Raw genomic sequence first — 24335 nt, forward strand, 5'->3', positions numbered from 1 at the left:
AATTCATTGTCAGAATGAGAAAAATGGATTTTACATATATCGTTTTAATACTGCTCCTTTGGTCCTGTAAAGAAGAGGCTAAAGAAAAGATTGATTTCCCTGAAGAATCATCAGTAGTCGATTATGTAAATCCATTTATCGGTACAGACGGACCAGGGAATACGTATCCTGGTGCAACACTTCCATTTGGGATGGTACAATTGAGTCCAGATATTGGAATCCCTGGCTGGGATAGAATAGCAGGATATTATTATAAAGATGCTATTATTAGTGGTTTTTCTCACACACATCTCACTGGTACAGGAGCAGGAGATTTATATGATATCCTGGTAATGCCTACGAATAGTAGATTTTCAGAACGAATAAAAGAGAATAACTACAAACCATTTTCCAAATACAATCATAATAAAGAAGATGCATCCCCAGGGTATTACACCGTAGATTTATTAGATTATGATATCAAAGCAGAATTGACTGCAACAAATAGGGTAGGGATACATCGATATACATTTCCAGAAGATGCAGCTACTGCAATACATGTAGATCTTGAGTATGCGATAAATTGGGACGATCCTACAGATACCTATATTGAAAAAGTAAATGATTCGACCTTACAAGGATATCGTATGTCGACAGGTTGGGCAAAAGATCAGAGAATATACTTTGTAATACAGTTTTCAAAACCATTTAGGAGATATTCTGTATTTAAGGATGATAATCCCACAACCCTTCCTGTACGAGGCAAAAAAACTAGAATAGTATTGCAATATACTACTACAGAAGGAGAGCAAATAGTTCTAAAAACAGGAATCTCCACGGCAAGTTTTGAAGGAGCACAACAATCAATATCAAAAGAGACCTCCAATTTTGATTTTGATACTTATAAGAAAAAAGCAAAAGCAATTTGGGAAAACGAGTTAAATAAAATAAAGATTACGACATCTGATAAAGACAAGAAAAGTATTTTTTATACGATGATGTATCAATCTATGCTGGCACCAACATTGTTGAGCGACCCTAATGGAGATTATAAAGGTGCAAACGATACCATTGTGAATGCAAAAGGGTTTGATCGTTATGACACCTTTTCTTTATGGGACACATTTAGAGCGGCACACCCATTATATACAATTATTCAGCCAAAACGTGTGCCAGATATGATACGATCTTTATTAGCACATTATAAAGAAACAGGAATCTTGCCTGTATGGTCTATGCAAGGTAATGAAACCAATATGATGATTGGATATCATGCAGTTCCTGTGATTGTAGATGCATATTTTAAAGGATTTACATTTGATATTGAACAAGCATATAATGCATGTAAAGAAAGTGCGATGGTCAATGATAGGCAAATTGATATATACAAGGATTTAGGATATATTCCGGTTGATGAACACCATGAAAACTGGTCAGTTTCAAAGACCATGGAATATGCTTATGATGATTGGTGTATCGCAATGTTTGCAAAAGATCTTGGAAAAGAAGAGGATTATAAATATTTCATGAATCGCTCAGAAAATTGGAAAAACCTATACAATGATAAAAGATCCTGGTTACAACCAAAAAATATTGAAGGAAATTTTATAGAACCTTTTGTCCCTAAAGAATATACACCTTATTTCTGCGAGAGTAATGCTTGGCAATATTATTGGTTTGTTCCTCAGGATATAGATGGATTAATTAAAAAAACAGGTGGTGCTGTAAGATTTACCCAAAAATTGGATTCTATGTTTTCTTATTATCCAGAATCAACCGATAAACTACCAATATTTAGTACAGGAATGATAGGTCAATATGCACATGGAAATGAACCAAGTCATCATGTAGCGTATTTATATAATTATGTGAATCGTCCTTCAAAAACACAAGAGCTTACTCGTAAAATTTTGGAAGAGCAATATAAGAATGAACCCAATGGACATTGTGGAAATGAAGATTGTGGACAAATGTCATCCTGGTATATTTTTAGCGCTCTGGGATTATATCCTGTAAATCCAGCTCAAGGAGTATATCTTTTTTCTTCACCGCTTTTTGAAAGTACAGAAATAGAATTACCAGAACAAAAAGTTTTTAAAATTAAGGCCAAAAATCTTTCAGATAAAAATAAATATATAAATAGAATTATACTTAATGGAGAACCCTATGAAAAACTATTCATTAGGCATAAGACTATTATGAATGGTGGACTTTTAGAATTTGAAATGAGTGATATCCCAAATGACTCAGTATTTATGAATTTTAAATTACCTGAATTAAATAAAATATATTAATTATGATGAGAACCTTCATATATCAATACTTGATTCTGTTTTTAGTAATAACCCTATGGAGTTGTAATACCAAAAACAATATTAAGGAACAGCAAAGCAATGAGAAAAGTGAGATTGTTATAGAGGTGATAAAACCTGTTGTAATTTCTACCTGGAATCATGGAGTTCCTGCTAATGAAGAAGCTTGGAAGATATTAAGTGTAGGTGGTAAAGCCCTTGATGCTGTGGAGCAAGGCGTACGCACAGCAGAAGCAAACCCAGAAATACAAACTGTAGGCTTAGGAGGTTTTCCTGATAGAGAAGGTAATGTTACTCTAGATGCTTGTATTATGGATTATAATAGTAATTGTGGTGCTGTTTCTTTCTTACAGCATATTAAACACCCAATTTCTGTAGCTCGTAAAGTAATGGAGGAAACTCCGCATATCATGTTAACAGGAGATGGGGCATTACAATTTGCCTTAGAACAAGGATTTGAAAAAGAAGAATTACTTACGCCAGAATCAAAAAAAGCATATGAAGAATGGTTACAAAAAACCAATTATAAACCAATAATTAATATTGAGAATCACGATACAATTAGTATGCTGGCGTTGGATGAAGACGGTAATTTATCAGGAGCATGTACCACGAGTGGAGCGGCCTGGAAAATGCATGGTAGAGTGGGAGATTCTCCCATTATTGGTGCAGGATTGTTTCTTGATAATGAAGTAGGAGCAGCTGCGGCAACGGGCTTAGGAGAAGCTGTAATAAGAACAGCCGGAAGTGCCATGGTGGTTGAGTTAATGCGTCAAGGAAAATCTCCTTACGACGCTTGTAAAGAAGTTGTAGAACGAATTTATAAAGTGCATAAAAACCATGCAGATCTAGAATATTTACAAGTAGGGTTTATAGCATTAAACAAAAATGGAGAATATGGCTCTTATTGCCTACGTCCAGGGTTTAATTTTGCAATTAAAAATGCTACAGTAAATAATGAATTAAGGGATGCTGAATTTAAAATGAAATAGAATTTAGTATCCATAATATGATATAAGTCTTAATTTAAAAGTTGAACAGATGAAAAAGAAACATGTTGTATTATATTTTTTGATTTCTTTTATAATAGCGGTTTTTATAAAATGGATGATTTCAAGTCAAAAAGAAGAATACGTATTATTATCAGAGGATAAAAGTAATACTACTAATTCAAAGCAGAAAGATTCTGATAAGGAGACAAAACAAAAATTACCAGAGACAATTAGCTATAGTTTTCATGTAAAACCTATATTATCAGATAAGTGTTATGCTTGTCACGGTCCTGATGAAGGTTCTCGAGAAGCAGGACTTCGTTTTGATACAAAAGATGGTGCGTATATACCACTTGGAGAAAACAAAGATAGATTTGCAGCTAAACCAGGAGATCTTGAGAATAGTGAAATGATTAAAAGAATATATGCTGAGGATACTCATAAATTAATGCCTCCAGCTGATTCTAATTTATTGTTAAGCGAATATGAAAAAGAAATTCTAAAAAAATGGATAGAGGATGGGGCACAATGGGATTCTCACTGGTCATTTAAAATTCCTCAAAAACCATCATTACCAAAAGTCGTTAATACAAAATGGGGCAATAATGAAATAGATAGATTTATTCTTAAACGATTAGAGATAGAAGATCTTACCCCTTCTAAGATAGCTACTAAAGAAAGATTAATAAGACGAGTCTCTTTTGACCTTACAGGTTTACCTCCTACCACGGCAGAAATTGATCATTTTATAAATGATACTTCATCCAATGCATTCGAGAAAGTAATAGACAGATTACTAAATTCTAAAGCTTATGGAGAGCGCATGGCTTTAGATTGGATGGAAGTTTCCAGATATGCAGATACACATGGATATCAGGATGATTTAGAACGTGTAATGTGGCCCTGGAGAGATTGGGTAATTCATGCCTTTAATGAAAATTTACCTTATGATCAATTTGTAAAATGGCAATTAGCAGGAGATCAGATAGATAATGCAACCTTAGAACAAATTGTAGCATCAGGATTTAATAGAAATCATAAGATTACTCAAGAAGGAGGAGTGATTGATGAAGAATATCGTGTAGAGTATGTAATGGATAGGACCAATACTACCGCCAAAGCCTTTATGGGACTTACTATGGAATGTGCCCGTTGTCATGATCATAAATATGATCCTCTGTCTCAAAAAGAATTTTATGGAATGTATAGTTTTTTTAATCAGTTAAAGGAGAAGGGACAAATAGATTATGGAGAAATTCCGGAACCTTATGTTACTTTAGATCAAAAGATTATTAAAACAAAGTTACCTTTTGTTAATATTCCTGATTCAATAAGTGAAGTAAAATTAATGGTAATGAAAGATGAGAAAGGAATACGTAAAAATAGAGTATTAAATCGAGGTCTTTATGATGCACCGGGAGAAGAGGTGCCTTATACACTCCCAGAACAAGTACTGCCTTTTTCTGATCAATATTCTCAAGATAGACTTGGACTGGCAGAATGGTTTTTTGATGATAATAATCCATTAACTGCTAGAGTGATGGTTAATCGCTTATGGCAACAAATGTTTGGTACTGGTATTGTTGCGACTGCCGATGATTTTGGAAACCAGGGAGCCCTTCCAACACATCCTGAGTTATTAGATTGGTTATCTGTCACATTTAAAGAAGAAGGTTGGGATATAAAAAGTATGCTTAAAAAAATGGCATTATCAGCGACCTATCAACAAAATTCTAAAATTACACCAGAGTTATTAGAAAAAGATCCTGAAAATAAACTATTAGCTAGAGGATCAAGGTATAAGTTGCCAGCAGAAGCAATTAGAGATAATGCTTTGGCAGTAAGTGGATTGTTGGTAAAAAAGATTGGCGGACCTAGTGTAAAACCATATCAGCCTCCAGGGTTATGGGCAGAAACTACATCTGGAGTTGGTCTTACAGAATATATTGCAGATAAAGGAGAAGGATTATACAGAAGAAGCTTATATACGTTCTGGAAACGTACTGTTCCTCCTCCGTCTATGCTTACTTTTGATGCGGCTTCCAGAGACTTCTGCACCGTACAAAGGCAAAAGACAAGCACACCTCTCCAAGCATTAGTGTTAATGAACGATCCTCAGTTTATCGAAGCAGCAACAGTTATGGCTATTGGGGTACTAGAGAATGATGCATCTGATGAAAAACAAAAAATTGGAGCTCTTTTCAAAAAAATTACATCTAGAAGCCCTGATGAGGTAGAACTAGATAAATTATCAGAATATCTTAATGAACAAAGACAAGGATATGTTAAACAGGAAACAGAAAATATTGATCCTACGGTAACAAACACATTAGATGTTCCTGAAAATATTCAACCTAGAGAACTTAAAGCATATACTGCTTTGGCTAGTTTGTTATTCAATTTGGATGAAACTATCACTAAAAGTTAAAGATCATGAACGAGTTATTCAAACATTTTAATAATAATAACAGGAGACATTTTTTAAAGAAAGTAGGATTAGGAATTGGCGGAGTCGCTCTGGGTTCTCTAATTGATCCGATAGGTATGTTTAGTCAACCAAATACAGCAAAAGGGCTTAATTTGGGAACTAGTTCATTACAACTACCTCACTTTGCCCCTAAGGCTAAAAAAGTTATTTATCTTTTTCAAAGTGGAGGACCTTCACAATTAGATTTATTTGATTATAAGCCTAAATTAACAGATATGAGAGGGCAAGACTTGCCTGAATCGGTGAGAAAAGGGCAACGATTAACAGGGATGACTTCTGGGCAATCTAATTTTCCATTAGCCGATAGTAATTTTACATTTAAGCAATATGGTGAATCCAGAGCTTGGGTAAGTAGTTTAATGCCTTATGTATCCAAAGTGGTGGATGAATTGTGTTTTGTAAAATCGATGCAGACAGATGCAATAAATCATGATCCTGCGATTACATTTTTTCAGACAGGATCTCAACAATCCGGAAGACCTAGTATTGGTTCCTGGATGAGTTATGGTTTAGGAAGCCTTAATAATAATTTACCAGCTTTCTCTGTGCTATTAAGTAGAGGAACTGGTAGACCTAATGCTCAACCATTATATTCAAAACTTTGGGGAAATGGATTTTTAAGTTCTTTACATCAAGGAGTACAATTTCGTTCGGGTAAAGATCCTGTTTTGTTTTTAAAGGATCCCGAAGGAATGTCAAGAGCAGATAGAAGAAAAATGTTGGATTATTTAAACGAATTAAATCATAAACAGGAAACAGAATTCGGAGATCCCGAAATAAATAGTAGAATTTCTCAGTATGAAATGGCATACAGAATGCAGACTTCAGTTCCCGAAACTATGAATATTGATGATGAACCAGAACATGTTTTTAGAATGTATGGTCCCGATTCTCAGGTCCCTGGGACATATGCAGCGAATTGTATTTTGGCGAGAAGGTTGATAGAAAAGGATGTTCGATTTGTACAATTGTATCATATGGGTTGGGATCAACATGACAACCTTCCTACTCAAATAGAAAAGCAAGCCAAAGATGTGGATCAAGCATCGGCAGCTCTTATTATGGATCTAAAACAAAGAGGTTTACTAGAGGATACATTAGTTATCTGGGGAGGAGAGTTTGGTAGGACAAATTATAGTCAAGGTACACTAACCGATACAAATTATGGGCGGGACCATCACCCGAGAAGTTTTACAATTTTTATGGCTGGCGGAGGCGTAAAACCAGGGTTTACTTATGGAGAAACTGATGAGTTAGGATATAATGTAGTAAAAGACCCGGTACATATACACGATTTTCAGGCTACACTAATGCACTTGATGGGAATTGATCATACCAAATTTACTTTTAAACATCAGGGTAGAAGATTTCGATTAACTGATGTTCATGGTAATGTAGTAAAAGATCTTATTGCATGATAAAACCGAAAAGGGATGAATAGAAGAAAATTTCTACATAAATCAGTATGTGCTTCTGCCGGGATACTTACTTTACCGGTATATTCTGGAGCGTATACTTTTGATGATAATAAAGATTTGATTATTGGGCATAATTCTCATCGCTACAAGGTGGATTTGAACTGGGGAAATTTGAATGCAGAAAAAGTTCCGGTAAAGGACTGTCATGAAATTATTCAGGATTCTAAAGGAAGAATTGTTATGCTTACCAATCATATCAAAAATAACATTATTGTATATGATAAATCAGGAAAGTTATTAGAAACTTGGGGAACTACATATCCAGGAGGTCACGGTTTAACGCTTTCTGTTGAAAATGGAGAAGACTTTTTGTTCATTACTGACTATGAACGTCACCAGATTATTAAGACTACAATTGATGGTAAAGAGGTAATGACAATTGATTATCCAGCAGATACAGGAAAGTATAAAAGTAAAGAAGAATTTAAACCCACCGAGACTACAGTTTTAAAAAACGGAGAGTTTTATGTTGCTGATGGCTACGGAAATCAATTCATATTACATTATAATTACAAAGGAGAACTCCTAAATATATTTGGAGGAAAAGGAACAGAAAATGATCAGTTTTTAAATGCTCATGGTATTTGTCTTGATCAAAGAGATGAGGCAAATCCAATACTTTTAATTACAGCAAGAGAACAAAACAAATTAAAGAAGTTTAGTTTAGATGGTAATTACTTATCATCTATAGAAGTTCCAGGGGCTCTCATTTGCCGACCGGTAATTTATGGTAATGAAATCTATTTTGCTGTTTTAAAATCAAGAGGTGCATCACATAATGGTTCAGGATTTCTTTTGATTATGGATGATAAGAACGAAGTAATCTCTTGTCCAGGAGCAACACAACCGATATATCAAAATAATTCATTAAAAGAATTGTATCAAACCATAAAATTATTTCAACATCCTCATGATGTATGCATAGATGAAGAAGGTAATATGTATGTAGCACAATGGAATTCTGGACAAACATACCCTATAAAACTAACCAGAGTATGAAATATATAGTAGTCATAGTATGGATTATATGTGTTTGTTCTTGTAAAAAGAATAATCAAGAAAATGAATTTACAAAAACCTATGTGCAAAAAGAAGAAATACAGTTAGTCAACCCTAAGATTATTGTAAATAATGTGATTATCGACACTTCTTCATCAATTATTGCTTCATTGCCATTAGATCAAACAGTAATTCGTTATACTACAGATGGTAATGAACCAACAGAAACATCAGAAAAGTATACAGATATAATTTCAATTTCAGAACCCGGGACCTATACATTTAAAGCATTTCATCCTGAATTTAAATCCAGTGGGTCAGAACAGGTATCCTTCTTTAAAAAAGGAATTGATGTTGACATTTTTTCCTTGATTACTCCTTTAAATAAACAATACCCAGGACAAGGAGAGAGTACATTAGTGAATCATAAAAAAGGAACCTTAAACTTTAGAGATGGAGAATGGATAGGAGTTACTGAACCATTTATAGCAATAATCGATTTTAAAACTAAGATATTTTTAGATTCTGTAGATATAGGATATTTGGTGAATACAGATGCATGGATTTTTCCTATTCAAAATGTGTCTATTGCTTTTTCAGAAAATGGGGCGAATTTCACAGATATTGAATCTCAGGAAACATTAGAAAAACTAAAGACTGGTAGTACCAAATTAGATAATGTTCATATTCCAGTTGCTAAGAAATTAAAAAAACTAAAGATTAAAATTTCCAATGTGACATCAATCCCCAAATGGCATCAAGGTAAAGGTAATCCTGCCTGGTTGTTTATGGATGAATGGATTTTTAATGCCAAAATCTCTAATTAATGAATCTTATAATATCTCATATATGTTGTATGTTTCTGAGTGTAATACCACTTGTTGAAACAACTGGTACATCAGAATTTGTGTTGTTTTTAGGTCGTTTTCATCCTCTGATATTACATTTACCTATTGGTGGGTTACTATTAGTATTTTATTTTGATATCGTTGGGCGTATTCGCAAGAATTACCCCGAAACCCTTATTGAAAATGGATTAGGATTCAGTGCATTTTTTGCAATTTTGGCTTGTGTATTGGGGTATTTTTTATCCTTAGAAGGTGGTTATGATGAAAATACAACTAATATTCATATGTGGACAGGAATTGCAACTGCAATTTTGATTACTTTCTTATTCTTACTAAAGAGATCTACTCTTGAAAGCCTAAAAAAACTATTCTTCCCTTTATTCGTAAGTACTATAATTTTGATTAGTATAACTGGACATTATGGGAGTACGCTAACTCATGGAGATGATTTTATTACACAATATTCTCCTTTAAAAACAAAAAAAAACAAACCTCAGGTTATTGATAGTCTTCATTATTTTTCTGATGTGATATATCCTATTTTAGAAGCTAAATGTATACAATGTCATAATGCAACAAAGCAAAAAGGAGAATTATCCCTTATTTCTGAAGTCATGATTCTCAAAGGAGGAAAAAATGGTAAGTTGATAGAGAAAGGAAATGCTTTGAATAGCCATATAATTAAACGAATTTTATTGCCTTTAGAAGACGAAAAACATATGCCTCCAACTGGAAAAAATCAAATATCTACAGATGAATTATGGCTGTTAGAACATTGGATAAATAACGGTGCTGATTTTAATGTGAAGGCGTTGGCATATCAAGAAAATGATACATTAATTAATCTTTTAGAAAATTATGTAGAAAAGGATGTTGAAATTATAGCAGAAGCTTCTATAGCGGCATTAAACGATGTGGTGAATTCAGGGTTTTTGGTTTATAGAATTGCGATAGATAAGCCACAATTGAGTGCTAAATTTGTTAGAGACTCTATAACAACAGATGCAATAAAATCATTAAAAGGTATAGCAGAACAATTAGTAGAATTAGAGTTAAATAATACTACTTTAACAGATGATATGACTAAAGGATTAAAGGAACTTAAACGATTGGAGAAATTACGTTTGGATAACACCAAAATTTCAAATACAACTCTTAATCATTTGGTTAACCTAAAAAAACTAAAAGTTTTAAATGTACACCATACAGAAATAGATAATGAGGGAATAACAACCATTGTAGAGGAAATTGCTCCAGATGATATTTATGTATGGAATACACAAGTAGATGAAAAATATGCTAAACAGTTAATGAAAAGTAGTCCGACCATCATTCATCATGGTGTTTTTGAGGGATTTGCAGAAATTAAAGCTTTAAAATCTCCTACCCTTATTACAGAGCAAACTATTTTTTCTGATAGTTTAATGATTACATTTAATAATCCATTGCGTAAAGCAAAATTATATTATACGATAGACGGTACAGATCCGGATAGTACTTCTATCAGGTATACTGCACCTATAAAAATTACTAATTCTATAAAGTTAAAGGCTTTGTTATATCAAGACGAATGGTTACCAAGCCCAATTATGGAAGAAGACTTTTTTAAAATAAAATATAAGATTAAAGATTTTAATATGGTACATCAACCATCTGCGAAATATCCGGGAGCTCAAAAAGTTTTTGATTTTATAAAAGGAAGTTCTGTTTTTTCTGATGGAAACTGGACAGGATATGAGGGTGATAATTTGATCACTACAATTAATTTTGATGAGCCTAAGGTGATTCAAAATGTATCGGTAAGTTGTTTAAGAGATGCCGGATCATGGATTTTATTTCCCAAAAAAATAGAAGTCTATACTAAAAATGAAAATGCGACTTTTCAAAAAATCGGAGAAATGAATTATGACGCAACTAATGAGGAAGAAGCTAAAGAAATCAGTAAAAAGAATTTTAGTTTAAAAATACCACAAACTAATGCCCAATATATTAAGATAGTAGTACACAATGCAGGGAAACTTCCTGATTGGCACCAGGGAGCAGGTAAAGCCCCATGGCTTTTTGTCGATGAGATATTAATACAATAAACCAGAACTAATGAAAGTAAAAAGTACTATATATGCTATAGTTATAATGTTATTAGGATGTAATTCAGACCAGAAAAATGAAGAAGTTGTAAGCCAAAATAATATAGATAAAGAAAGTAAAACAAGCTTGATTGATTATGTAAATCCTTTAATGGGAACAGATTCTGCGTTTGATTTATCAAATGGAAATACATACCCGGCAATTGCAACACCATGGGGAATGAATTTCTGGACACCTATGACTTCAAAAATGGGTGATGGTTGGACATATAAATATGATGAAAATACAATAAGAGGAATTAAACAAACACATCAGCCCAGTCCATGGATTAACGATTATGCAGCATTTTCATTTATGGCAATTACAGGAGATCTTAAATATAAAGAAGAAGAAAGAGCTTCTTGGTTTTCTCATAAAGCAGAAATAGTGAAACCAAATCATTATAAAGTATATTTAGCAGATTATGATATAGTAGCTGAGGTTTCTCCAACAGAACGAGCTGCACATTTTAGATTTACTTTTCCAGAAGCAAAGCAATCTTATATTATGTTGGATGCTTTTTTTAAAGGATCAATGGTGAAAATTATTCCCGAAGAACGAAAAATTATTGGGTATTGTAGAAATAATAGCGGTGGAGTTCCAGATAATTTTCATAACTATTTTGTAGCACAATTTGATAAAGATTTTGAAGTAAATCATACTTGGGGAGATGAATGGAAATTACTAGAGAATTCATTAGAAAATAAAGGAAAACACGTAGGGGCTATTATTGGGTTTAAAACCAAAAAAGGAGAAAAAGTACATATAAAAGTGGCATCTTCTTTTATTAGTCCAGAACAAGCACAATTAAATCTAAATAGAGAGATTGGCACTGATACATTTGAGGAAACTAAAATCAAGGCTAAACAAGCGTGGGAAAAGGAATTGAATAGAATTAAGATCGAAGATGATAATGTAGATAACATCAAAACTTTTTATTCTTGCTTATACAGGGTACTGCTTTTTCCGAGGAAGTTTTATGAGTTTAATGAAAAAAATGAAATACTACATTATAGTCCATACAATGGAAAAGTGTTACCGGGATATATGTTTACAGATAATGGTTTCTGGGACACGTTTAGGGCGGTTTTTCCTTTCTTTAATATGATGTACTCCGAATTAAACGGTAAAATCATGAAAGGCCTTGCAAACACATATAAAGAATCTGGCTGGCTTCCAGAATGGGCAAGTCCAGGGCATAGAGATTGTATGATAGGATCTAATTCGGCACCAATTATTGCCGATGCATTCCTAAAAGGAATACCAGATATAGATACAGAAACTTTATTCGAGGCCATACTCAAAAATGCAACAACTTCAGAAGGGAGGCCTTTGTCTAATGGAAACGAAATACGGTCTGTAGGGAGAGAAGGAATTGACTACTATAACAAATTAGGGTATGTGCCATACGATGTAAAAATCAATGAAAATGCTGCACGTACATTAGAATATGCTTATGCTGATTTTACAATTGCTAAGATGGCAGAAAAATTAGGAAAAAAGGAGGTTGCAAATACATTCTATAAACGATCTCAGAATTATAAGAATTTATTTGATCCATCTACCAAATTGATGCGTGGTAAAAATGTAGATGGTAGTTTTCAAACTCCCTTTAATCCTTTAAAATGGGGAGATGCTTTTACAGAGGGAAATAGCTTACATTATACATGGTCTGTTTTTCATGATATAGAAGGTCTGATTCAGTTAATGGGAGGAAAAACAGAATTCGAAAAGCAATTAGATAGCGTATTTGAAATGCCTCCAGAGTTTGATGCATCATACTATGGATTTACAATTCATGAAATAAGAGAAATGCAAATTGTAAATATGGGGAATTATGCTCACGGTAATCAACCCATTCAGCATATGATTTATTTATACAATTATGCTAATGTTTCTTATAAGACACAGGAGAAAATTCGGGAAGTATTAACCAAATTATACTCTGCAACACCAGATGGATATTGTGGAGACGAAGATAATGGACAAACTTCTGCCTGGTATGTTTTTAGTGCATTAGGGTTTTATCCAGTTACTCCTGGAGTAGATCAATATGTAATAGGAAGCCCCTTGTTTAAAAAAGTGACAATTACCCTAGAAAATGGTAATGAATTTATAATTAGCGCCTCTAATAATTCTAAACAAAATGTATATGTTCAATCAGCTTCACTTAATAATGTAGTCTATAATAATAGCTATTTAAATTTTGATACAATTCAACAAGGAGGGGAATTAAATTTTATGATGGGGAAAGTTCCTAATAAAGATTGGGCAAATACAGATGAAGCTGTACCATATTCGTTAAGTAAAGTGAAGTAAATTTCCAAAATAATCCAAGGTCATGTAAGGTTAATGAATTCAAAAGTTTTTAATTTAATATAAAGAATGATTATTAATATTTTAAAAAAGAATTGTGCACTCAAATTATTAACAATAATTATAATTGTTTTTTCCTCTTGTCAAAAAGAAAATAAACCAAAAACTAAGATAGAACGAACTCAGGAATACTTAAAAAAAGATTTTACTCAATATGTCAATCCATTTATAGGAACATCCAATTTTGGTACCACCAATCCAGGACCTATAGCCGTTCGAGGAATGGCCAGTGTTTCTCCTTTTAATGTTTCAGGAAATCAAAACTTACCATTAGAAAAAGATAATCGTTGGTTGTCAACACCATATATCCATGAGAACACATTTTTAACGGGGTTTAGTCATGTTAATTTAAGCGGTGTAGGATGCCCAGAGTTAGGAGTGATTACTGCCATGCCTACTACAGGAGATATACAGACCGATTATCTTACATATGGATCTACATATTCTAACGAAATTTCAGAAGTAGGATACTATTCAAATATATTAGATAAATATAATATTATCGTAGAAACTACTGCTACGACAAGAGTAGGAGTGAGTATGTATTCTTTCCCTAAAGGCACTGCGAATATTTTACTCAATTTAGGATTAGGACTAACAAATGAACAAGGTGGAAGAATAAAAGTAGTTTCTCCCACTGAAATAGAAGGAACACGCTCTGTAGGATCATTTTGTTACTATAAACCAGAAGAAGCATATCCTGTTTATTTTGTAGCAAAATTTTCTGTACCAGCTGATGAGTTTGGAGTATGGGAAAAGCCAAATACATATCAAGGAGTGGAAGCCGAATGGATGAAAGAGTATAATGGAAAAACAAGAATAAAAAAAGGATTCACAAAAGAAGTAACCGGTGATAGTATAGGTGGATATATGAGATATCATTTTGATACTCCTACAAAAGTAGAAATGAAAATAGGAATATCCTATGTAAGTATAAAAAATGCTCGTGAAAATTTAGAAAAAGAAACTTTAAAAAAAGGATTTAAACAAATTAGAAAAGAAACGAGAACAGAATGGAATCAATATTTATCAAAAATCGAAGTAGAAGGAGGTAAAAAAGAAGATAAAATAAAATTCTATACGGCATTATATCATACAGGAATTCATCCAAATACGCTTAATGATATAAATGGTGAATATCCTAAAATGAGAACCCGAGAGACTTTAAATACAGAGGGGACTCGATATACTGTTTTTTCCCTTTGGGATACGTATAGAAATCTACATCAATTGATGAGTTTGGTTTATCCAAAACAACAATCTGATATGGTAAAAAGTATGTTACAGATTTATGATGAAACAGGATGGCTCCCAAAATGGGAGTTAAATGCTACCGAGACAACAACTATGGTTGGTGATCCAGCAGGGATAATCATTGCTGATACATATCTTAAAGGAATCAAAGATTTTGATATAGAAAAAGCATATGAAGCAATGTTAAAAAGTGCAGATCAATTAATTGATAATCCATTACGCCCGGGAATTAAAGATTATATCGAAAAAGGATACTTAACAACAAAAACAATACATAGTGGATCTGTTTCAACCACACAAGAATATAACATTACAGATTTTGCAATATCAAAATTAGCACAAGAGCTTGGTAAAGAGAAAGATTATCAACGTTTTTTAGATCGCTCAGTATCCTATAGAAAACTTTTTGATGAAGAATTCAATCTATTGCGTCCAAAAAATAATGATGGAAGCTGGTTGTCTCCATATAACCCAGAAACAGGAGCTAATTTTGTGAAAAATCTTGGCTTTATAGAAGGAAATGCATGGCAATATACCTTTATGGTATCCCATGATGTGGAAGGGCTAAAAGACCTTATGGGAGGAGAAAAGTTATTCGAACAACAGTTACAAAAAGTTTTTGATAACAAGCAATATGATATGGCTAACGAACCTGATATTGCTTATCCTTTTTTGTTTAACTATGTAAAAGGAAAGGAATGGAAGACCCAAAAAACCGTAAATGATCTATTAGAAACATATTATAAAAATACTCCAGATGGATTACCAGGGAATGATGATACAGGAACTATGTCTGCTTGGGCAATATTTTCAATGATGGGTATATATCCTATAACACCAGCAAAACCAATATATACATTTTGCGCACCAAAATTTGAAAAAATAACTATTCATCTAAATAAAGAATATTATAAAAATGAAACCTTAGTGATTACTTCTAATACTACTAATAAAGAAAAATTTATAGAGTCTATTAAGATAAATAATGAGAATTTAGATAGTTTTTTTATTTCACATGAACAACTTATAAATTCAAAAAATCTAAGTTTTTATCTAAAATAACGTTTGTTTCTTAATCTAGATTTAACATTAGTTATAATAAAATAGGGCTTTATCTGTTAAAAAAACAAAAAAAAACCAGTATCAAACGTTTTCGTAATAGTGTTCTTTAACTTTTCAGCATCGTCATTGGTCGAAAAACTTTCCAAAAAGTTAATGATATTATAACATTTATACTGGCTTTTATTAAAGTCTGGGAGAATGTAAATCAATTTAATGTAAACTAAAAAATCAAGTATGTATAATAAGTTACTAGTATTTCTAGTGTTTGTGTCCTTTGTTGGTTTTCAAACGATTCTAGCACAAGATTCGACGGTATCGGGTACTATTTCCGATGAAAAAGGAGGCACTCCTATACCCGGGGTGAATGTTATAGTTAAAGGCACGTCAGTAGGAGTTTTATCAGATTTTGATGGGAATTATTCTATTAAATTACCAAAATCAGATGCTATTTTGGTGTTTTCTTCTTTAGGGTTCGAAACAAAAGAAATTGCAGTGAATGGGCAAACTACAATTAATGTATCCCTATCTGTAGGAACAGAGCAGTTGGATGAGGTTGTTGTCACAGCATTAGGAATCGAACGGAATAGAAAAACACTTGGATATTCAGTCACTCAATTACAGGGAGAAGCAATTTCAGAAGTTAAAACTCCTAATGCCCTTAATGCATTACAAGGTAAAGTTGCGGGAGTTAATATAACACCTCCTTCTACAGGAGCAGCTGGATCTAGTAGAGTTGTTATTCGAGGAGCATCTAGTTTGTCCGGAGCAAATCAGCCCTTGTATGTAGTCGATGGCGTAACCATAGATAATACACAGTTAGGAGCAGCAAGTGAGTGGGGAGGAGCTGATTTTGGAGATGGTATTTCTAGCATTAATCCTGATGACATTGAATCGGTTAGTGTTTTAAAAGGAGGAGCAGCTGGAGCTCTTTATGGGTCTAGAGCTTCTGGAGGAGTCATTATAATTACTACTAAGAATGGTCGAAAACAAAAAGGACTTGGTGTAGAATATAGCAGTCAAATAACATTTGAAAAGATTAATCCTAACATAAGGGATTTTCAGGAAACGTATGGTCAAGGTTCTCAAGGAGTAGCTCCTACTACAGCGGATGAAGCTTTAGCTGCAGCTTTTTCATCATGGGGTCCAAGATTAGGAAGTGTTCCAAATTCAGTTCAATTTGATGGTGTATCACGACCATATACGAATGCTGGAGATAACTTAAAAAAGTTTTATGATACAGGATCGACATTTATAAATACCATAGCGCTATCAAATAGTAATGATAAAATTAATTATCGATTTGCAGCTACTAATTTTGATAATAAAGATATCTTACCAAATTCTGAATTAGACAGAAAGTCTTTTTCTTTTAATTTAGGATCTAATGCTTCTGAAAAACTATCAATTGATTTAAGCGCAAGATACATTATAGAAAAAGTGACCAATAGACCACGTGTGTCTGATGCTCCTGGTAATTCAAATTTCTCTGTAGGTTTATTACCTGCCAATGTAAATGTAGAAAGTTTGGCGCCAGGTTTTACCGATACCGGTGTAGAACAACGAATATCTTCAAATCCTTTTGTACAAAACCCATATTGGGCATCAGAACGATTTAGGACATTTGATCGTAGAAATAGAATATTAAGTTCAGCTACCGTAAAATATAAAATATTTGATTGGTTAGATATTACCGCGAGAGCTGGTATTGATCATGCAACAACTCGTACAACACAAATAGAAGGTTTTGGTACTGCATTTACTCCACTGGGGAGTATTGAGGAAAGAGAAAATAATATCACTCAGGTGGATGCAGATTTAATTCTTGGAATTAATAAAAATATAACAGAAGATATTTCAGTAAAAGCCTTTTTTGGAGCGAATAAAAATACACAGAGAAGTGATTTCCTTAGATTAAGAGGAGAACGTTTTGTAATTCCTTTTTTAGAAATTATCGGGAATGTTGAAAATTCTAGCCAGGAAAGAACATTAACAGAAACTGCTCTTTCGGGTGTTTATGGTTCAGTAGAAGTCGGGTATAAGGATTATGCATATCTTACAGTTACAGGACGTAACGATTGGTTTTCTACACTTTCTGCGGTAGGTAAAACGACACCAAATAACGATTTTTATCCATCATTAAGTGGTAGTTTTGTATTCTCTAACGCATTTGAATTGCCTGATTGGGTTACTCTTGGTAGAATTAGAGCTGGATATTCTGAAGTTGCAGGTGGTGCCGAAACACCATATTTATTAAGCCTGTATTATCGTATTTTTGGACAAGGTCATTTAGGACAACCACTAGGAGAAATAGCACCAGCATTGGCACCACTTCCGGGAGGAACAGTGCCAAATTCTTTAGTAACTCCTTTTAGTAAAAAAGAAATAGAATTTGGTTTAGATCTTAGTTTTCTAAATAGTAGATTAGGTCTTGATTTTGCTTATTATAATAATAGAACTGAAAAAGATATTCTTCCCGTTGATATATCTAATACTTCTGGTTTTTCTAATGTGCTGTCAAATATTGGAGAGCTTGAAAATAAAGGAATAGAACTTTTACTTAGAGGTAGACCCATACAATCTACTAATTTTAGTTGGGATGTAAGCTATAACCTCGGGTTTAATGAAAGTGAAATAATAGCTACTGATGATCAGGAAAATATTCTAACGGTAGGTAATGTACGAACGTTTAGAGCAAATATTAGTCAGATTGTAGGAGAACCATTTGGAGTGATATATGGTACTGCATATCTTAGAAATGATGCAGGTCAAATTGTTTATGATGCAGATGGGTTACCTGCAGAGAATCCTGATCGCCAGATTTTGGGAGAAGGCGTACCTCCATGGACAATGGGACTTACAAATACCTTCAGTTATAAGAATATTAATTTAAGCTTTTTGATAGATGCTAAGTTTGGAGGACAAGTATATGCAGGAACAAATGCAATTGCACTTTCAAGTGGATTAGATAAACGTACTTTGGAAGGTAGAGAAGGAGGTCTTACTGTTACAGGTGTAGATGAGGCTGGTAATCCATTTACGTTTACTCATGATAATACCACCCTACAAGCGTATTATGGTAGAATTTCAGGAATAGCAGAGGAAGTTGTAGAGGATGCTGATTTTATTAAATTACGTCAGTTAAGTTTAGGATATACCTTTCCTTCAAAATTGTTAGATAAGACATTTCTTACAGGAGCAAACATCTCTTTAGTAGGAAGAAACTTGTTTTTTATCAAGAGAGATTCTGAGAACATAGACCCAGAGGCTGGATTTAATGGAGGTAACGCGCAAGGACTAGAATATTTTGGATTGCCTTCTATCGCTAGTTACGGACTAACCGTTAATTTAAAGTTTTAAAAAAATCTAAAAGATATTTCAATAATGAAAAAAGTTATCACAGTAATTTTAATAGTCTTTTTCGGAGTGAGTTCTTGTGACAGTGGTTTTGAAGAACTTAACGAAAATCCAAATGCAGCAACAGAGCTCGAACCTGGACCAAAGTTTACGAATGCTATCTTAAGAACAGCAGGAGATCGCTTTGAGAACTGGAGGGGAAATCTAATTTATTCTTCTATGATGATTCAGCATATGGCTGCTACGGGAGGAGTTTGGGCAGGAGATAAATATTTTTATAATGCGCAATGGTCTGGAGCTTGGTTCGAAAGAGGATATAATGATCATGTAAAAATCATAGAAGATATTGTTTTTCAGTTAGAAACAGATCCAGAGAATGAGTATTCTGAAGAAATGCTTGCTATAGCTAGAATACAACGTGTCTTTATTTATCATAAATTAACTGATTTATATGGAGATGTACCTTATAGTGAAGCTGGTAAAGGTTTTATAGATGGTAATTTTAGACCAGTATATGATCCGCAAAGTGAAATCTATGCTGATATGCTTAACGAATTGGCAGAAGCTACAGCCGTTTTGGGTACGGAAACATCTCAATTTGGAGCAGCAGATATATTATTTGGAGGAGATCAGGAAAAATGGAAGCGTTTTGGAAACTCCTTAATGCTACGTTTAGGATTAAGATTAATAAAGGTTGATCCTACAGCATCCCAACAATGGGTACAAAGAGCAATAGATGGCGGAGTCATGCAATCTAATGATGATATTGCTTTTGTCGAACATACAGATGGTCCAGAAGGAATAAATAGAAATGGAAACGGACAAGTTTTTAGTGCTGATGATGATATGAGATTAAGCGATACATTCATCAATGCGTTAACAGGAGATCCAAGACTTCGTATTTATGCAGCATTACCTGATGGGGATGACGATAGAAATACTAGTGGGAGTAACGATCCAGCTATGCAAATGGGACTTCCGAATGGACTTGATGCTACCACTGTTTTAGGGATTCCTGGAGGAGATAATATTAATAATTTTTCAGAACCCAACAGAAACCTTATTACTAAAGAAGATGCGCCTTACTTTTTTCAAACCTATGCAGAAGTAGAGTTTATGCTAGCGGAAGCTGATATACGTTGGGGAATTGCTGGAGGTAATCCTGCAGCTCATTATGAAGCTGGAGTAAGAGCGGCCATGAGACAAATGGATATGTATGATATAGGAACAGAAAGTGTTACCGATATGGAGATTACAGATTTTCTAACAGCAAATCCTTTTGATGCTGCTAATGGCCTAGAACAAGTAAATACGCAATATTGGATTGTTACTTTTTTAAATGACATAGAATCTTTTGCAAATTGGAGAAGAACAGGGTTCCCGGTATTAACTCCGGTTAACTATCCTGGTAACGAAAGTAATGGTCAGATACCAAGAAGACTTCGTTATTTTGAAAGAGAACAAACAACAAATCCACAAAATTACCAAGCTGCAGTAGCAAGGCAAGGAGCCGACCAATTTACTACCAGAGTATGGTGGGATGTTGAGTGATTTCATATTAGCCAATAAATTTGACTTGATTTTATCAAAAAAAGGGAGGGAAATTAATCCCTTCTTTTTATCTTGAAAATCATGAAATGAACCCTTGAAGTAAAGTTGATATCAATTTTACTTCAAGGGTGAATTCCATCTGACAAATAGAAAACAATTAAAAGAGCAGATGAAAGTAATACATATATATTGGATTAGCTTTTTATTTTTTGTGAGTGTAAATGCTCAGGAGAATACACTTTTTACATTACTCCCTCCAAGTACGACTGGAATATCTTTTTCTAACAATGTAACCGATCTTAAGGGAAAAAATATCCTATTATATTCTAATTATTATGGAGGAGGAGGAGTAGGTATAGGAGATTTTAATAATGATGGATTACAAGATCTTTTTTTTGGAGGCAACCTTGTGGGAGATCAATTGTACCTTAATAAAGGAAATTTAACCTTTGAAAATATAACGCAAAGTGCTGGGATTTTTGATAATGGAGGATGGTCTTCAGGAGTTGCATTGGCAGATGTAAATGGAGATGGTCATTTGGATATATATGTTTGTCGTGAGCTATATGACGATGATGATGAATTAAGAAAAAATAAATTATATATCAATAATGGAGACCTTACTTTTTCTGAAGAATCAGCCAAATTTGGGGTTGATAATAGTGAACGAACCCGGCATGCTACTTTTTTTGATTATAACAATGACGGTTATGTAGACCTTTTTCTACTTAATCAACCTCCCAATCCGGGAAGCTACTCTAAGTTTTTTGGTATTGATCTTAAAAAAGATCTCAAATATGCTTCAAAACTCTATAAAAATGTAGGCAATACCCATTATGTAGATGTCAGTGAAGAAGCAGGTGTCTTAAGAACAAGTAATGCAAATAGTGTATCTACGGGAGATTTTAATAATGATGGGTATGTAGATTTGTATATAGCTAATGATTTTTACTTACCAGATTTCTTTTATATTAATAATCAAGATGGGACATTTACGAATGTAGCGAATAAGGCTCTAAACCATATGTCATATTTTAGTATGGGAGTAGACGCTGCTGATATTAATAACGATGGCCTTTTAGATATTATGGTGGCCGATATGGCCGCAGAAGATAACGTGAGATTAAAATCTAATATGAGTGGTATGAATCCAAAAGCATTTTGGAAGGTTGTTCATAATGGGGGACATTACCAATATATGTTTAATACACTTCAACTTAATAATGGCAATGGAACATATAGCGAAATTGCAGAACTGGCCAATATTTCTTCAACCGATTGGAGTTGGTCTAATTTAATTGCAGACTTTGATAATGATGGACTAAAAGATATTTATGTAACCAATGGATTGCTGAGAGATATACGTAATACTGATGCTAATGAAAAAATGGCCAATTATGTAATGAATGTTGCCAATACATTTGTAAAAGATAACCCCAATGCAGGAGATGTTAGTATTTGGGATATTCTTGATTTGAAGGAAACCGTTGAAATTTTACCTTCGGAAAAACTAAAAAATTATGCCTTCAAAAATAATGGGGATTATACCTTTTCTAAGGTTATGGATGATTGGGGGTTAGATCAAAAAACGTTTTCTAATGGATCTGCTTATGCTGATTTGGATAATGACGGAGATTTAGAAATTGTGGTAAATAACATCAATGAAAAAGCATTTATTTATAAGAATAATGCCCGAGAAAACTTTACCTGTAATTTTTTGAGATTCGAACTATTAGATAAAAAACATAGAAATACTCTAGGCGCCAAAGTTACTGTCAATTATGGAAAAGAAAAACAATTTGTTGAAACAACAGCGGTCAGAGGGATTTACTCTACTAGTGAACATATTGTACATTTTGGAGTAAATGATATTGAAAATATTGATGAGGTGATAATAGATTGGCCAAATCATCATCAAACCAGAATGACAGATATAAAAACCAATCAGACGATTACTCTTTTTATGGATGAGGCGATTTCAAAAAACACTAAAGAAAAAGAGCGTCAAACTTTTATTTTTGAAGATGTGACAAGGCTTCAGAAATTAAAGCATACGCATAAAGAAAATGCTTTTAATGATTATAAAGATCAGATTTTGTTACCCCATAAATTGTCTCAGTTCGGTCCGGCATTAGCAATAGCTGATGTTAATAATGATGGATTGTTAGATGTTTATATTGGGGCTGCAAAAGATCATGTTGCTTCATTATATATTCAGAATACTCTAGGATCATTTACAGAAGCAGATCAGAAATCTTTTAAAGAAGATTATAAATTTGAAGACGTGGATGCTATTTTTTTTGATGTAGATAATGATGGGGATAGTGATTTATACGTAGTGAGTGGAGGTAATGAGTACAAGTCATCATCAGAATATTATAAGGATCGATTATATATAAATAATGGAGAAGGAAATTTTGTAAAAAACATTAAAGTTAACTTGCCAGCAGTTAGTGGATCTTCCGTGGTTCCTTCTGATTTTGATAACGACGGGGATCTTGATGTATTTGTAGGAGGTAGATTAACTCCAAAATCATACCCAGAACCTACTTCAAGTTATATTTTAGAAAATAAGAAAGGAAAATTAGTGAATGTCACCCAACAAATAGCACCAGAATTGATAGAAATTGGAATGGTTACTGATGGTGTTTGGGATGACTTTGATACAGATGGAGATCTGGATTTGATTGTTGTGGGAGAATGGATGCCAATAACAATTTTTGAAAATGAAAAAGGCAAATTTAAAAAGTCAAATATTTCTGGCCTTGATCGTTCTTCTGGATGGTGGTTTAGTATAGGGAAAGGAGATTTTGACAATGATGGAGATACAGACTTTATAGCAGGTAATTTAGGACTAAATTATAAGTATAAAACAACCACAGATAAACCTTTTGATGTATACTATGAAGATTTTGATGATAACGGAAGTAAAGATATAGTTTTAGGATATTATAATTATGGAAAACATTATCCATTAAGAGGTTTCTCATGTTCTGCGCAACAAGTTCCCGGTCTTAAGAAAAAAATAGAAAAATATGACCTTTTTGCTTCTTTAGAGATAAATGATGTCTATGGTAATGACCACCTAAAGGAGGCTTTACATTATGAAGCGCATACTTTTGCTAGTTCTTATATAGAAAACCTCGGTGATGGTACTTTTAAAATATCGGTTTTACCAAATAGTACACAGTTTTCTAATATAAATGATATGATTATAAAAGATTTTAATACAGATGGAAATCTAGATGTTTTATTAGCTGGAAATCTATTTGTGTCAGAAATAGAAACTATGCGTAATGATGCAGGTACTGGTGTATTGCTCTATGGGAATGGAAAAGGTAGCTTTACAACACAAACAATTTTAGAAAGTGGTTTTTTTACCAATAAAGATGTTAGAAAAATGAAAATGCTAGAGGATAAAAAACAGAAACTAATTCTAGTGGCTAATAATAATGATAAGATACAGGTTTTTAAATACAATAATTAACATAATACATACTTAAAAGATTAAGATA

12 protein-coding genes are annotated in these 24335 nt (G+C 33.3%); all 12 read left to right on the top strand.

Annotation, left to right across the window (positions count from 1 at the left end):
- Positions 1-14 precede the first annotated feature (14 nt).
- The 12 genes from PQF96_RS12795 to PQF96_RS12850 all read left to right on the top strand — a co-directional run bounded on the left by PQF96_RS12795 (position 15) and on the right by PQF96_RS12850 (position 24307).
- On the top strand, positions 15-2273 hold the full coding sequence (locus tag PQF96_RS12795; RefSeq protein ID WP_408629606.1) for a GH92 family glycosyl hydrolase: 2259 nt from the start codon (positions 15-17) through the stop codon (positions 2271-2273).
- A gap of 2 nt (positions 2274-2275) precedes the next feature.
- Positions 2276-3283 (top strand): isoaspartyl peptidase/L-asparaginase family protein, encoded by a 1008-nt coding sequence (locus tag PQF96_RS12800; protein ID WP_408629607.1) that lies wholly within the window; start codon positions 2276-2278, stop codon positions 3281-3283.
- Between the two features lie 49 nt (positions 3284-3332).
- Positions 3333-5711 carry a PSD1 and planctomycete cytochrome C domain-containing protein gene (locus PQF96_RS12805; protein WP_271766599.1) on the top strand — a complete coding sequence of 793 codons (2379 nt, stop codon included), beginning with the start codon at positions 3333-3335 and terminating at the stop codon, positions 5709-5711.
- A 5-nt stretch (positions 5712-5716) separates the two neighbouring features.
- Positions 5717-7189, top strand: a complete 1473-nt coding sequence (locus tag PQF96_RS12810; RefSeq protein WP_109436744.1) for a DUF1501 domain-containing protein — start codon at positions 5717-5719, stop codon at positions 7187-7189.
- Between the two features lie 15 nt (positions 7190-7204).
- Positions 7205-8248, top strand: coding sequence for an NHL repeat-containing protein (locus PQF96_RS12815; protein WP_271766601.1), 1044 nt, complete (start codon positions 7205-7207; stop codon positions 8246-8248).
- Positions 8245-9075, top strand: coding sequence for a chitobiase/beta-hexosaminidase C-terminal domain-containing protein (locus PQF96_RS12820; RefSeq protein ID WP_271766603.1), 831 nt, complete (start codon positions 8245-8247; stop codon positions 9073-9075). Before PQF96_RS12815 ends, PQF96_RS12820 begins: the two co-directional genes overlap by 4 nt.
- Positions 9075-11183, top strand: a complete 2109-nt coding sequence (locus PQF96_RS12825; protein ID WP_271766605.1) for an FN3 associated domain-containing protein — start codon at positions 9075-9077, stop codon at positions 11181-11183. Before PQF96_RS12820 ends, PQF96_RS12825 begins: the two co-directional genes overlap by 1 nt.
- 10 nt (positions 11184-11193) lie before the next feature.
- Positions 11194-13542 carry a GH92 family glycosyl hydrolase gene (locus tag PQF96_RS12830; protein ID WP_271766607.1) on the top strand — a complete coding sequence of 783 codons (2349 nt, stop codon included), beginning with the start codon at positions 11194-11196 and terminating at the stop codon, positions 13540-13542.
- Positions 13543-13608: 66 nt separating this feature from the next.
- Complete coding sequence (locus PQF96_RS12835) at positions 13609-15915, top strand: GH92 family glycosyl hydrolase (RefSeq protein WP_271766609.1); 2307 nt, start codon at positions 13609-13611, stop codon at positions 15913-15915.
- A gap of 234 nt (positions 15916-16149) precedes the next feature.
- Positions 16150-19272: a SusC/RagA family TonB-linked outer membrane protein gene (locus PQF96_RS12840; protein WP_271766611.1), complete on the top strand. Its 3123-nt coding sequence runs from the start codon at positions 16150-16152 to the stop codon at positions 19270-19272.
- Positions 19273-19296: 24 nt separating this feature from the next.
- Positions 19297-20820 carry a SusD/RagB family nutrient-binding outer membrane lipoprotein gene (locus tag PQF96_RS12845; protein ID WP_271766613.1) on the top strand — a complete coding sequence of 508 codons (1524 nt, stop codon included), beginning with the start codon at positions 19297-19299 and terminating at the stop codon, positions 20818-20820.
- 169 nt (positions 20821-20989) lie between these two features.
- Complete coding sequence (locus tag PQF96_RS12850) at positions 20990-24307, top strand: VCBS repeat-containing protein (RefSeq protein WP_271766615.1); 3318 nt, start codon at positions 20990-20992, stop codon at positions 24305-24307.
- Positions 24308-24335 lie beyond the last annotated feature (28 nt).

This window comes from Aquimarina algiphila (genome assembly GCF_947494415.1).
GTDB lineage: Bacteria > Bacteroidota > Bacteroidia > Flavobacteriales > Flavobacteriaceae > Aquimarina > Aquimarina algiphila.